This window comes from Streptomyces sp. NPDC001027, from assembly GCF_040299045.1.
Taxonomy (GTDB): domain Bacteria; phylum Actinomycetota; class Actinomycetes; order Streptomycetales; family Streptomycetaceae; genus Streptomyces.
On record NZ_JBEPBI010000211.1, the window covers coordinates 1 to 13,621 of the forward strand.

The following is a 13,621-nucleotide window of genomic DNA, read 5'->3' on the forward strand; positions in this document are numbered from 1 at the left end:
TGCCGGCGCCGTTGGGTCCGAGCAGACCGAGGACCTGGCCCTTCTCGACCCGGAAGGACAGCTCGCGGACGCTGTAGCGGTCGCCGCCCGCGTACTTCTTGCTCAGGTCGGCGATGACGAGCGGGACGTCGGCGAGCGCCGGGTCGGGGGCCGGGGTGGCGGTGCGGCGGCGGGCGGTCAGCAGCAGGGCGAGCGCGACGCCCGCGCCGGTGAGGGGCAGCCACCACACCCATGAGGGCAGCGGCGCCGCAGCGGTCGTGACGGCGGGGGCGGTGGGGACCGACAGGTCGCTCTTCAGGGAGACGGTGTACGTCGCGGAGGCCGTCGGTGAGGCGTAGCCGAGGTCGGTGGAGGCGAGGACCAGGCGCAGCCGGTGGCCCTCCTCGACCTTGTGGTCGATCGCCGGGAGGGTGATCGTGACGTCCTTGCCCGCCTGGGCGCCGTCTACCCGGACCGGGGCGACGAGCTGGGAGGGCAGCACCTGGTTGCCGCTGCCGCCGACGTCGTAGACCTTGGCGAAGAGTACGGCGGCGCCGGTCGTCGACTTCACGTGGACGGTGACCGTCGGCGTGCCGGTGACCCGCAGGTCGTCGGCGAGCGGCGCGGAGTCGAAGGCGGCGTACTGGCCGGGGAAGTCGAGGGAGACGCCGACGCCGAGGGCGGAGAGCTGGGAGAGGCCGCCGCCGCCGAGGCCGGGCAGGGCGGAGACGGCGGGCGGGGTGGCGCCGGGCGGGTTGGCGAAGGACTGCTCCTCGCGGCGGCCGGTCAGCGGGAACGAGCGGTCGCCGTGGGTCAGGCCGGGGTAGGCGTCCGCGCTCGCTCCCCGGAGCCGGGCGGCGCCGTCGGTGGAGTCGACGCCTCCGGTGCGGGTGACGCGGAAGGCCGGGCCGGTGTCGGCGGCCTTGTCGCCCTTGAGGTAGCGGTCGAACCAGGAGGCGACGCGGGCCTGGACGCGGGCGGCCTCCATGTCGCCGCCGTCGTGGCCGCCGGCGATCCAGTCGACGTCGACGGGGGCGCCGTTGGCCCGGATCGCCTTCTCGGCCGCGTCGGACTGGGCGAGGGTGAAGAGGGAGTCGGTCTGGCCCTGGAACAGGAGCGTGGGGACCTTGACGCGGTCGGCGACGGCGGACGGCGAGCGTTCCTCGAGGAGCCGGCGTGCGGCGGCGTCCGGGACGCCGGACTCGGCGACGCGCGCGTACATCGCGGCCAGCGCCGGTTCGAAGCGGGCGGTGCCGCCGCCGGTGTTGAAGAAGACGCCGGTCCACAGCTTCTTGAACACGCCGTCGGGGAACAGGGCGTCCGCGAGGTTCCAGTAGGTGATCGCGGGGGCGATGGCGTCGACGCGGTCGTCGTGTCCGGCGGCGAGCAGGGAGACCGCGCCGCCGTAGGAGGCGCCGGCCACGCCCACGCGCGGGTCGCCGGGTCTGTCGAGCCGGACCTCGGGCCGCTTCGCGAGCCAGTCGATCAGCCGGGAGACGTCGGCGACCTCGCTCTTCGGGTCGTTGAGCCCGATTCTGCCGGTGGAGTCGCCGAAGCCGCGCGCGGACCAGGTCAGCACCGCGTATCCGTCGCGGGCGAGCTTCTCGGCCTGTTGGCGGACGTCGTCCTTGCTGCCGCCGAAGCCGTGCGCGAGGAGCACGGCGGGGCGACGGCCGGTGGCGCCGGAGGTGAAGTACGAGGTGTCCAGGCGTACGCCGTCCACCGCCATGACCCGGTCGGTGCGGTGCACCGGGGGCGTGTCGTCGTCGGAGGCGACGGCCGTCCAGGTACCGGCGCCGGCGAGTACGACCACGGCGGCCGCGGCGGCGAGGAGCCGTCGGGGCCGCCGTGGTCCTCGCAGACCGGGCAGTCGAAGATCCATGCTTCAACCGTACGGGGTCAACCTGTCATGGAGTTGTCGACCGCAGACCGAACTCGCCGACCTCCCCGGGGCGTACGCGGCCGGGGCGGCATACCGCGGACGCGGTATACGCGGGTCAGCCCTGCCCGTCCTCCGGGACGGTCACCAGCCAGCGGGCGGTGCGGCGGGGGCGGAGGTAGAGGGCCCAGTAGAGGGTCGCGGCGGCGACGATGCCGCCGGTCCACAGGAGGTAGGCCGTCTCCTGCTGGGCCAGGATGTACGCGAGCACGGCGATCAGCAGGGCCGGCACGACCGGCCACAGCGGCATGCGCCAGGCGGAGGCGTGCCGGTGGTGGCCACGCCGGGAGAGCAGGGCGGCGACCGCGACGAGCAGGTACATGCCGGTGACGGAGACGCCGGTGACGCCGTACAGGGTGTCGAGGTTCACGAAGCAGAGCGCGGCGCCCGGGACGCCGACGGCGAGGGTGGCGACCCAGGGGGAGCCGAAGCGGCCGAGCCTCGCGAAGACGTCGTTCACGGGCTCGGGCCAGGCCTTGTCGCGAGCGGAGGCGAACAGGACGCGGGAGTTCTGGATGACCATCACGATGCCGGCGTTGATGATCGCGAGGGCCACGCACAGGCTGACGAAGGCGCCGACGGCGGAGTTCGACCAGGCGGTGACCATGGAGCCGATGTCGCCGCCGGTGAGCTGGGCGAGGTCGGAGGCGCCGAAGGTGATGGCGACGACCGGGACCAGGATGATCACGGTGGAGATGGCGAGGGTGGCCAGCACCGTGCGGGCGACGTTGCGGCGCGGGTGCTCCAGCTCCTCGGAGAGGTAGACGGCCGTGGAGAAGCCCTGGGTGATGAAGAGGGCGATGGCCAGGCCCGAGACGACCATCATGGCGGTGACCGTGTCGGCGTGGCCGTCCGCGCCGGCGACCCGCAGGGACACCAGGCTGCCCGCGCCGCGGTGCCCGTGGGCGAAGCCCAGGACGGCCACCAGGGCGGCCGCGATGACCTCCAGGACCAGGAAGACGCCGGTGATCCAGGCGTTGGCGCGCAGGTCGAGCAGGCCGGCGAGGGTGGCCAGCAGCATGACTCCGGCGCCCGCGAGGGAGGGGTCGAGGTGGACGACCGGGGCGAGGTAGTCGGCCGTGCCCATGGCGATCACCGGCGGCACGATCATGACGACGAGGAGGGAGAGCACGAAGACCAGCCAGCCGGCGAGCCGTCCCGCCAGGGTGGAGACCATGGCGTACTCGCCGCCCGCGCTGGGGATCAGGGTGCCGAGCTCCGCGTAGCAGAACGCCACGGCGACACAGAGCAGCGAGCCGATCGCGATCGTCAGGGCGGTCGCCGTGCCGAGCGAGCCGAACAGGTCCGGGACCACGACGAAGAGGGTGGAGGCGGGGGTGACGCAGGAGAGGGTGAGGAGGGTGCCGCCGACGACTCCGATGGAGCGCTTGAGCTTCTGGGGGGTGTCGGGCGCCTGGGGAGAGGCGGTCTCGACGGGGCGGAGCGTGTCGGTCATGCGGCGGGTCCGATCGACTCGGGCGGATGCCTCCGGCGGCTGTGGTGCTGCATGGAATCCCGACGGAAACCACTGCGTCAATAGCGGTTTGCCTACGAAATCCGCAGCCATGAGGCCCCGATGGGTACGGATACACCCGTTCGAGGCAGGCCACTCCGGCCGGTCGGCGCGTACGGGAACCGCAGCGCCCCCGGCGAGAAAGTGGGGCGACGTTCGGCATGCGGACGTGTCAGTGTGGCCCGCTAGGGTTCGGGGATCACAGACGATGCACAGGGGTGGGGACTCATGAGGACGAAGTACGCCGTCGCCTGGACGGCCGTCACGGTGGCGGCCCTGGTCACGACGGCCGGGTGCGGCAGCGAGAGCGCCAAGGACGCGGCCAAGGCCGTGGACGGCACGGACGCGATCATGGCCGCGCTCGGCCGGGCGACCGACCGCACCGAGAAGCTCGGCTCGGCCGAGGTGAAGATGACCACCTCCATGGGCGCCGGCGCCCCGGTCGCCATGGAGGGCACCTACTCCTGGGGCGACGGCTACGCGTTCGACGTCCTGATGGACACCGCGGCCGCGCAGCTGCAGCAGCTCCAGGACGCTCCGAAGACGCGCATGCTCTTCGTGGACGGCGCGTACTACTACGACGTCGACCCTCAGGCCGCCGGCCCGCTCAAGGGCAAGGAGTGGATGAAGATCGACAGCTCGGCCGTCTTCGGCAAGCAGGGCGCGCAGGCGCTCAGCGGCAGCAACGGCAGCCCGTCGGCGTCCATGAAGAGCCTGAAGTACGCCGACGACGTCGAGAACCTCGGCTCGGAGAAGATGAACGGCAAGACCACCACGCACTACCGGGCCGTCGTCGACCAGGCCGGGATGGGCAAGTACAAGAAGGCGTACGGCGACAAGGACAACCTCTTCGGCTCGCTCACCGGCGGCGCCACCTCGATCACCATGGACGTGTGGGTCGGCCCCAAGGACCTGCCGGTCCGCATGATCCAGGAGATCGGCGCCATGAAGGTGACGATGGACTTCGAGAAGTTCGGCCAGACGGCCCCGGTCAAGGCGCCGCCGGCCGCGCAGACCGGCGACCTCACCGAGGCGGTCAAGGCCGCCGGCGGCGGCGCCGGCTCCACTGCCGGCTGACGTCCTCGCCGTCGGCCCGCACGCCCGCCGGCCGACGCACGGCGACGCCCTGCCCCCCGGACGGGGCAGGGCGTCGTCGTGCGGGTGTGCGTGGTCGCGGGGTCAGTGGTTGCGGGGGAAGCCCAGGTCCACGCCCGCCGGGGCGTCGGCCGGGTCGGGCCAGCGGGTGGTGACGACCTTGCCGCGGGTGTAGAAGTGCGTGCCGTCGTTGCCGTAGATGTGGTGGTCGCCGAAGAGCGAGTCCTTCCAGCCGCCGAAGCTGTGGTAGCCGACGGGGACCGGGATCGGGACGTTCACCCCGACCATGCCGGCCTCGACCTCCAGCTGGAAGCGACGGGCCGCGCCGCCGTCCCGGGTGAAGATCGCGGTGCCGTTGCCGAACGGCGAGGCGTTGATGAGGGCGATGCCCTCGTCGTAGGTGTCGACGCGCAGCACGGTCAGCACCGGGCCGAAGATCTCGTCCTGGTAGGCCTTCGCGGTGGTGGGCACCCGGTCCAGCAGCGAGATGCCGATCCAGTGGCCGTCCTCGTAGCCCTCGACGGTGTAGCCGGTGCCGTCCAGGATCACGTCGGCGCCCTCGGCCGCCGCGCCCGTCACGTAGGAGGCCACCTTGTCGCGGTGGACGGCCGTGATGAGCGGGCCCATCTCGCTGGTCGGGTCGTCGCCGGGGCCGATCTTGATCTTCTCGGCGCGCTCGCGGATCTTCTCCACCAGCTCGTCGCCGATGGTGCCGACGGCGACGACCGCGGAGATGGCCATGCAGCGCTCGCCGGCCGAGCCGTAGGCGGCCGAGACGGCGGCGTCGGCGGCCGCGTCCAGGTCCGCGTCGGGCAGGACCAGCATGTGGTTCTTCGCGCCGCCCAGCGCCTGGACGCGCTTGCCGTTCGCGGAGGCGGTGGTGTGGATGTAGCGGGCGATCGGCGTGGAGCCGACGAAGGACACGGCCTTGACGTCCGGGTGCTCCAGGAGGCGGTCGACGGCCACCTTGTCACCGTGGACGACGTTGAACACGCCGTCGGGCAGACCGGCCTCGGCCAGCAGCTCGGCGATCTTGATCGACGCCGACGGGTCCTTCTCGGACGGCTTCAGCACGAACGTGTTGCCGCACGCGATCGCGATGGGGAACATCCACATCGGGACCATCGCCGGGAAGTTGAACGGCGTGATGCCCGCGACGACGCCCAGCGGCTGGCGGATCGACGCGACGTCCACCCGGCTCGCCACCTCGGTCGACAGCTCGCCCTTCAGCTGCACGGTGATCCCGCATGCCAGGTCCACGATCTCCAGGCCGCGCGCGACCTCGCCGAGCGCGTCGCTGTGCACCTTGCCGTGCTCGGCGGTGATCAGCTCGGCGATCGCGTCCCGGTTCGCGTCGAGCAGCGCCCGGAAGGCGAACAGGATCGTGCTCCGCCTGGCGAGCGAGGAGGCGCCCCAGGTGGCGTAGGCGTCCTTCGCGGCCGCGACGGCGGCGTCGACCTCGTCCACCGAGGCGAACGCGACCTTCGTGGTGACGGCGCCGGTCGCGGGGTCGGTGACCGGCCCGTACGAACCCGACGCGCCTTCGACGGTCTTGCCGCCGATCCAGTGGTTGACGATCTTCGTCATGACCGAGTGCTCCTTCACAGATGGCGGCGTCGGGTAGAGACGTGCCGTTCGTACAGCTCACGTGCCTTCACCGCGGACGGTCGCGTCGCGGTCTCGGCCACAGGTACATCCCACCAGGCCTGCGCCGGCGGCGGGCCCGACACAGTGTCGGCCGTTTCGGTCTCGACGTAGACACATGTGGGAGTGTCGGCGCGGCGCGCCTCGGCGAGGGCTTCGCGCAGTTCGCGGACGGTCTTCGCGCGCAGCACCCGCATGCCGAGGCTGGCTGCGTTGGCGGCGAGGTCGACGGGCAGCGGGGCGCCGGTGAAGGTGCCGTCGTCCGCGGTGTAGCGGTACGCCGTGCCGAAGCGCTCGCCGCCCACCGACTCCGACAGACCGCCGATGGAGGCGTAGCCGTGGTTCTGCACGAGCAGGATCTTGATCGCGATCCCCTCCTGCACGGCCGTCACGATCTCCGTCGGCATCATCAGGTACGTGCCGTCGCCGACCAGCGCCCAGACGTTGCGTTCCGGGGCGGCCAGCTTCACACCGATCGCGGCGGGGATCTCGTACCCCATGCAGGAGTAGCCGTACTCCAGGTGGTACTGGTCCCGGGAGCGCGTCCGCCACATCTTGTGCAGGTCGCCGGGGAGCGAGCCGGCGGCGTTGATGATCACGTCGGACTCGTCGACGAGGGCGTCGAGCGCGCCGAGCACCTGCGGCTGCGTCGGGCGGACGTCGGGCTCGTCGGCCTCGTAGCAGGCGTCGACGCGCTGCTCCCAGCGCTCCTTGTCCTCGGAGTACGCGGTGACGTAGGCGTCCGCGACCCGGTGCCCGTGCAGACGCAGGGCCTCGGTCAGCTCGCCGAGGCCGCTGCGGGCGTCCGCCACGAGCGGCAGGCCGGCGAGCTTGTGGCCGTCGAAGGAGGCGATGTTGAGGTTGACGAAGCGGACGCCGTCGCCCGCGAACAGGGTGTTGGAGGCGGTGGTGAAGTCGGTGTAGCGGGTGCCCACGCCGATGATCAGGTCCGCCGTGCGGGCCAGTTCGTCGGCGGTCGCGGTGCCGGTGTGGCCGACGCCGCCCACGTCCTGCGGGTGGTCGTGGCGCAGTGAGCCCTTGCCGGCCTGGGTGGAGGCGACCGGGATGCCGGTGGCCTCGGCGAACTCGGCGAGGGCCTCCTCGGCGCGGCTGTGGTGGACGCCGCCGCCCGCGACGACCAGGGGGCGTTCGGCGGACCTGATCGCCCGCACCGCCTCGGCGAGTTCGACGGGGTCGGCGCCCGGGCGGCGGACCGCCCAGACGCGCTCGGCGAAGAACTCCTCGGGCCAGTCGTAGGCCTCGGCCTGGACGTCCTGCGGCAGGGCGAGGGTGACCGCGCCCGTCTCCACCGGGTCGGTGAGGACGCGCATCGCCTGCAGCGCCGCCGGGATCAGCGCCTCCGGGCGGGTGATCCGGTCGAAGTACTTCGACACCGGGCGCAGGCAGTCGTTGACCGACACGTCTCCCGCGTACGGGACTTCGAGCTGCTGGAGCACGGGGTCGGCGACCCTGGTCGCGAAGACGTCGCCGGGCAGCAGCAGGACCGGCAGCCGGTTGACGGTGGCGAGGGCGGCGCCGGTGACCAGGTTGGTCGCGCCGGGGCCGATCGACGTCGTCACCGCGTGGGTGGACAGACGGCCCGACTGGCGGGCGTAGCCGACGGCCGCGTGGACCATGGACTGCTCGTTGCGGCCCTGGTGGAACGGCATCTCGTCGGCGTACTCGACCAGCGCCTGGCCGAGGCCCGCGACGTTGCCGTGGCCGAAGATGCCCCAGGTCGCGCCGATCAGCCGCTGCCGTACGCCGTCGCGCTCGGTGTGCTGGGCGGCGAGGAAGCGCACCAGCGCCTGGGCGACCGTCAGCCGCGTCGTCGAGGTCTGCGCCGTCATCGGTAGCCCCCTGTGCTCTCTACGTGGTCCGGGTGGAAGCAGATCCGCCACTCCCGGGTCTGCCCCGGTCCCGCCATGACGTTCAGGTAGTACATGGCGTGCCCGGGCTGGGCGACGGCCGGTCCGTGCCAGCCGTCGGGGACGAGCACGGCGTCGCCGGAGCGCACCTCGGCGAGGACGTCGGCGCCGCCCTCGCGCGAGGGGGACACCCGCTGGTATCCGAAGCCGTTCGGGCCGTCGATCTCGAAGTAGTAGATCTCCTCGAGCTCGGCCTCCTCGCCCGGCCGGTGCTCGTCGTGCTTGTGCGGCGGGTACGAGGACCAGTTGCCGCCGGGGGTGATCACCTCGACGGCGATCAGCTTGTCGCAGTCGAAGGCGTCGGCGGAGGCGAAGTTGCGCACCAGACGGGCGCATGTGCCGCTGCCGCGCTCTTCGACGGGGACCTCCGGCGCGGGGCCGTAGCGGGCGGGGAGTCGTCGCTCGCACTTCGCTCCTGCCAGGGCGAAGCGGCCTCCCGCGCCGGAGGCGATCTGGACCCGGGCGTCCCGGGGAACGTACGCGAAGTCGGAGACCGACGCGAACACCGTTTCCCGGCCCAGGAGTTGGAACTCTTCTTGATCTGTGCGCACGGTACATCCGCCTTCGAGGGGCAGCACGATCCACTCGCTGTCACCCGTGTCGAAGACGTGCCCGCCGCCCGGCTCCAGCTCGACGACCCGCAGGCTGCAGTAGTCCCAGCCCGCTCGTACGGGATCGATGTCGAGCGCGTAACCGGCGTGCGCGGTGGTCCCGCGCGCGAGGTACAGGTCGTTGCTCATGCGGCCCTCACAGCAGTCCTACGGCGGTGTCCACGGCGGCGGCGACGTCCCCGTCCGCCGGGTAGAGCAGCGAACGACCCACCACCAGGCCCTGCACGGTGGGCAGTTGCAGCGCCCCGCGCCACTTCTCGTACGCGCCGTCCTGGTCGTCGCCGACCTCGCCGCCCAGCAGGACCGCGGGGAGCGTGGACGTCTGCATGACCTCGGCCATGTCGTCGGGGTTGTCGGTGACGGGCACCTTCAGCCAGGTGTAGGCCGAGGTGCCGCCCAGCCCCGAGGCGATGGCGATCGACCGGGTGACGGCCTCCGCGGAGAGGTCGTTGCCGAGCCTGCCGTCGGGGGTGCGCCGGCTGATGAACGGCTCGACGAAGAGGGGGAGTCCGCGGGCGGCCATGTCGTCGACTGCGCGGGCGGTGGTCTCGAGCGTGGTGAGGGAGCCCGGGTCGTCGTAGTCGATGCGCAGCAGCAGTTTGCCCGCGTCGAAGTTGAGCCGCTCGATGTCCTCGGCGCGGTGGCCGGTGAAGCGGTCGTCGAGCTCGAAGGCGGCGCCCTGGAGGCCGCCGCGGTTCATGGAGCCCATGACGACCTTGCCGTCGAGGGCGCCGAGCAGCAGCAGGTCGTCCAGGATGTCGGCGGTCGCGAGGACGCCGTCCACGCCGGGGCGCGACAGCGCGAGGCAGAGGCGTTCCAGCAGGTCGGCGCGGTTGGCCATGGCGAGCCTGCGTCCGCCGACGCCGAGCGCGCCGCGGGCCGGGTGGTCGGCGGCGACGATCATCAGCCGGCCGGAGTCGCCCAGCAGCGGTCTGCGGGGGCGGCGGGCGGCGGCCTCGGCGATCGCCTCGGGGCGGCTGCTGCGCAGTCGGACGAGCTCGGAGACGTCGACAGTGGTCACAGGACGGCTCCCGCCTCGATCGCCGCGGCCACCTCGTCCGGAGTCGGCATCGCCGAGGAGCACTCCAGCCGGGAGGCGACGATGGCGCCGGCGGCGTTGGCGTGCCGCATGGTCTTCTCCAGGTCCCAGCCCGCGAGCAGGCCGTGGCAGAGGGAGCCGCCGAAGGCGTCGCCGGCCCCGAGGCCGTTGAGGACGTTCACCGGCAGCGGCGGGACCTCGGCGGACCTGCCCTCGCTGTCGACGGCGAGGACGCCCTTGGGGCCCTGCTTGACGACGGCGAGCTCGACGCCGGCGTCCAGCAGCGCCTGCGCGGCGGCCCGCGGCTCGCGCACGCCGGTCGCCACCTCCACCTCGTCGAGGTTGCCGACGGCGACGGTGGTGTGCTTCAGGGCCTCGGCGTAGAACGGGCGGGCGGAGTCGGGGTCGCTCCAGAACATCGGGCGCCAGTCGAGGTCGAAGACCGTGGTCGCGGCCTTGTCGCGGTGGGCGAGGGCGGCGAGGGTGGCGGTCCGGCTGGGCTCCTCGCTCAGGCCGGTGCCGGTGACCCAGAAGACGCGGGCCTCGCGGACGGCGTCGAGGTCGAGCTCGTGGGCGTCGATCTCCAGGTCCGGCGCCTTGGGCTGCCGGTAGAAGTACAGCGGGAAGTCGTCCGGCGGGAAGACCTCGCAGAAGGTGACGGGCGTCGGCAGGCCGGGCACCGGCGTCACCCAGCGGTCGTCGACGCCGAAGCCGCGCAGGGCCTCGTGCAGATAGACGCCGAAGGGGTCGTCGCCGGTGCGCGAGATCACCGCCGTGGACCGGCCGAGACGGGCCGCGGCGACCGCCACGTTGGTCGCCGATCCGCCCAGGAACTTCCCGAAGGACGTGACCTGCGGGAGGGGGACGCCCGTCTGCAGCGGATAGAGGTCCACCCCTATCCGCCCCATGGTGATCAGGTCGTACGCCATCGACTTCCCTTCGTGTCGGTCGTCCCCGTGAATCGCCCCGCGAGTCGTCCCCGTGACGCCGCTCCTGGCATGTTCTCGGCACACGTGCCGTATCGGCTCTCAGGCTTTCTAGCCCCGCACGGTGGGCCCTGTCAATGTTTTGTCCAGACATTCGGACCAGGCCTTGACACCCCTTCGGTGAGACCGCACTCTGACGGCCATGACGTCGTTGTCACCTCAGTCCTCACTTTCCCGCATCCGGATCGGATCGGCCCCCGACAGCTGGGGCGTCTGGTTCCCGGACGATCCCGCCCAGGTCCCGTGGCAGCGCTTCCTCGACGAGGTGGCGCAGTCCGGCTACGAGTGGATCGAGCTCGGCCCCTACGGGTACCTGCCGACCGACCCCGCCGTCCTCACCGAGGAGACGTCCAGGCGCGGCCTGAAGGTCTCGGCCGGCACGGTGTTCACCGGCCTGCACCACGGCGAGGCCGTGTGGGAGAAGACCTGGGCGCACGTCGCCGACAACGCGGTGCTCGCCCAGGCGATGGGCGCGCGGCACCTGGTCGTCATCCCGTCGTTCTGGCGGGACGACAAGACCGGCGAGGTGCTGGAGTCCGACACGCTCACGCCCGAGCAGTGGCGCAACCTGACCTCGCTGACCGAGCGGCTCGGGCGGGAGGTGCGGGAGCGGTACGGCCTGCAGATCGTCGTCCACCCGCACGCGGACACCCACGTGGACAGCGAGGAGAACGTCGCCCGGTTCCTGGACGGCACCGACTCCGACCTGGTGTCGCTGTGCCTGGACACCGGCCACTACGCCTACTGCGGCGGCGACAGCGTCAAGCTGATCGAGACCTACGGGGAGCGCATCGGCTACCTGCACCTCAAGCAGGTCGACCCCGAGATCCTGGCGGACGTGCGCGCCAAGGGCACCCCGTTCGGGCCGGCCGTGGCGCAGGGCGTCATGTGCGAGCCGCCCTCGGGCGTGCCGGCGCTGGGGCCCGTGCTGGAGGCGGCGCAGAAGCTGGACGTGGACCTGTTCGCGATCGTCGAGCAGGACATGTACCCGTGCGCCCCGGACACCCCGCTGCCGATCGCGCAGCGCACCCGGGCGTTCCTGCGGAGCTGCGGGGCCTGAGACGGCCCCGGGCGGACCCGCCCGGGGCCCGGCGTGCGACCGCCCGGATCACGGCGGTCCTGCGACGCCCCTGGCGGAGCCGCGCGCGCTGGAGCAACATAAGCGCCCATGGCTGTACGGGTGGTGCGCACCCGCTCCGGGCAAGGGCCGGGCGGATCCTGGGAGTTCGTCACCGCGTTCCCTCATCCACGGCTGCGGCCGGGGGTGATGAGCTATCGCGGGATCAGGCTCGCGATGCCCCGGCCCCGGCGGCGGCTCGAGGCGCCCATCGGGGCCTCCACCCTGCTGCTGGGGTTCGACGAGCCGGTGCGGATCTGGCGGGCGGGACGGGCCCCGGACACCCTCGTCTCGGTGTACTGCGGGCCCACGACCACACCCGCCGTCGGGGAGCACAGCGGACGGTTCTCCGGCATCGAGGTGCTGCTGACGCCGTGGGCCGCGTTCGCCCTGTTCGGCACCCCGCAGCACGAGCTCGCCAACCGCACGGTGGACCCCGACGAGCTGCCGCACTCCCTCGGCTCGCCCCTCGGCGACCTCGCCGCCGCCCTCGCCGCGCTGCCGTGCTGGGAGCGGCGGTTCGCGCTGCTCGACGACACGTTCGACCGCTGGCGGCGGACGGCCGCGCCGGGTTCGCAGCGGGTGGCGCGGGCCTGGCAGCTGCTGGTGCGCACGGACGGCGGGCTGCCGGTCCCCCGGCTGGCGGAGGAGGTCGGCTGGAGCGTACGGCAGCTGGAGAGCCGCTTCCGTGAGCAGATCGGGCTGGGCCCGAAGGCGGCGGCCCGCGTGCTGCGGCTGCAACGGGCCCGCCGGCTGCTCGCCGAGGGGCGCAGCGCGGCGGAGACGGCGGCGCTGTGCGGCTTCTACGACCAGGCGCATCTCAGCGGCGAGTTCAAGGCGATGACGGGGTGCACGCCGCGGCAGTTCGCGCAGGCCAGGCGGCTGCCGGAAGCGGTGTCGCCGACGGCGGACCGGCTGAGCGGCGAGGCGACGAGCCTGCTGCTGCCGACGCCGGCCGGCAGTTGGTCCGGACCGGGTGCGCATTTTTCCAAGACCGGACGCGTTGGCTGAATACAGGCTGGGGTCCTGCCAGTTGAATCCGGTCGTTCCGGTCGAACCGGCCGATCAGACCCATGCGGTTGCTCCGGCCCATGCGGTGGATCCGGCCGGTGCGGCCGACGCGGACGCGCCGGGGGGACGGCGGGGAACGGGGTCGGGCCGGGCCTGTCGCAGCGGGCCCGGCCCGTCTCCTGTCGCCCACGCCGACCGACCCGGCAGCGGGCGCCGGCGGGCGGCTCGGCGGCCGACCCCGACAACCGGCCCGGCAGGCGTCCTGGCGACCGGCGGGCATCCCCCTCGCGGGCCCCCTGCGCGGCTTTGCGTCACTCGTGTCACAAAAGCCACCTTCCCGTCACACATGTCGCGTGTACGCGGGCTTTGTGTCACATGCGGTCAACAGCCGCTCTCGCTCGGTCACCGGACCTCGTTCCACGGGGCACAGGCTCGTTGATCGCCAGCGCTGCGCCGGGCTCCCCCCGGCGGCCTCCCGGCCGCCGCCCCGCGCACGCGGGGAAGGTGCGGCTCATGACCGACCGAAGGCTCTGGTCCTACAAGGAGATCGCGGCGCACATCAGGGTGCAGCCGGACACCGTGCGGTCCTACCGCAAACACGGACTGCTGCCGCCGCCCGACCACGTCGAGGGCGGCAAGCCCTACTGGTACGCCGACACCGTCCGCGCCTGGGTCGCCTCCCGCCCGGGCAACCGCGGCCGCAGGCCGGACTGACGCCCGGCGGGAACCGACGCCGCGCCGTGCCCCACCCCTGTCGTG

At 72.6% G+C, this 13,621-nt stretch carries 11 protein-coding genes; 4 read left to right on the forward strand and 7 right to left on the reverse strand.

All coding sequences use genetic code 11. The features are described from left to right. Positions 1 to 1,861: S15 peptidase family protein (locus tag ABT300_RS34280; RefSeq protein WP_351684207.1), on the reverse strand; the 1,861-nt coding region annotated here is incomplete at its 3' end. Positions 1,862 to 1,976: 115 nt separating this feature from the next. Then, entirely contained in the window at positions 1,977 to 3,374 is a 1,398-nt protein-coding gene (locus ABT300_RS34285; protein ID WP_351684210.1) for an APC family permease, read from the reverse strand. A 285-nt stretch (positions 3,375 to 3,659) separates the two neighbouring features. On the opposite strand from ABT300_RS34285, the gene ABT300_RS34290 reads away from it, so the two are divergent. Beyond that, positions 3,660 to 4,508 (forward strand): SCO4651 family lipoprotein, encoded by an 849-nt coding sequence (locus tag ABT300_RS34290; RefSeq protein WP_351684213.1) that lies wholly within the window; start codon positions 3,660 to 3,662, stop codon positions 4,506 to 4,508. 102 nt (positions 4,509 to 4,610) lie between these two features. Here the strand turns inward: ABT300_RS34290 and mmsA are convergent, their stop codons facing one another. The 5 genes from mmsA to iolC are packed head-to-tail and all read right to left on the reverse strand — an operon-like array spanning position 4,611 to position 10,677. Next, the gene (gene mmsA / locus ABT300_RS34295) at positions 4,611 to 6,113 is read right to left on the reverse strand and encodes a CoA-acylating methylmalonate-semialdehyde dehydrogenase (RefSeq protein WP_351684216.1); all 1,503 of its coding nucleotides are present in this window, start codon (positions 6,111 to 6,113) and stop codon (positions 4,611 to 4,613) included. A gap of 14 nt (positions 6,114 to 6,127) precedes the next feature. Next, positions 6,128 to 8,020 (reverse strand): 3D-(3,5/4)-trihydroxycyclohexane-1,2-dione acylhydrolase (decyclizing), encoded by a 1,893-nt coding sequence (iolD, locus tag ABT300_RS34300; RefSeq protein ID WP_351684219.1) that lies wholly within the window; start codon positions 8,018 to 8,020, stop codon positions 6,128 to 6,130. Next, positions 8,017 to 8,838, reverse strand: a complete 822-nt coding sequence (gene iolB, locus ABT300_RS34305) for a 5-deoxy-glucuronate isomerase (RefSeq protein WP_351684222.1) — start codon at positions 8,836 to 8,838, stop codon at positions 8,017 to 8,019. Before iolB ends, iolD begins: the two co-directional genes overlap by 4 nt. Positions 8,839 to 8,845: 7 nt before the next feature. After that, complete coding sequence (locus ABT300_RS34310; protein ID WP_351684225.1) at positions 8,846 to 9,730, reverse strand: Cgl0159 family (beta/alpha)8-fold protein; 885 nt, start codon at positions 9,728 to 9,730, stop codon at positions 8,846 to 8,848. After that, positions 9,727 to 10,677 (reverse strand): 5-dehydro-2-deoxygluconokinase, encoded by a 951-nt coding sequence (iolC, locus tag ABT300_RS34315; protein WP_351684228.1) that lies wholly within the window; start codon positions 10,675 to 10,677, stop codon positions 9,727 to 9,729. Before iolC ends, ABT300_RS34310 begins: the two co-directional genes overlap by 4 nt. A gap of 199 nt (positions 10,678 to 10,876) precedes the next feature. On the opposite strand from iolC, the gene ABT300_RS34320 reads away from it, so the two are divergent. From ABT300_RS34320 to ABT300_RS34330, 3 genes are all read left to right on the forward strand, one after another. Next, on the forward strand, positions 10,877 to 11,794 hold the full coding sequence (locus ABT300_RS34320) for a sugar phosphate isomerase/epimerase family protein (RefSeq protein WP_351684232.1): 918 nt from the start codon (positions 10,877 to 10,879) through the stop codon (positions 11,792 to 11,794). 234 nt (positions 11,795 to 12,028) lie between these two features. Further along, complete coding sequence (locus tag ABT300_RS34325) at positions 12,029 to 12,862, forward strand: helix-turn-helix domain-containing protein (RefSeq protein ID WP_351684236.1); 834 nt, start codon at positions 12,029 to 12,031, stop codon at positions 12,860 to 12,862. Between the two features lie 513 nt (positions 12,863 to 13,375). Continuing rightward, positions 13,376 to 13,576 (forward strand): helix-turn-helix transcriptional regulator, encoded by a 201-nt coding sequence (locus ABT300_RS34330; protein ID WP_210921891.1) that lies wholly within the window; start codon positions 13,376 to 13,378, stop codon positions 13,574 to 13,576. The last annotated feature ends 45 nt before the right edge of the window (positions 13,577 to 13,621 follow it).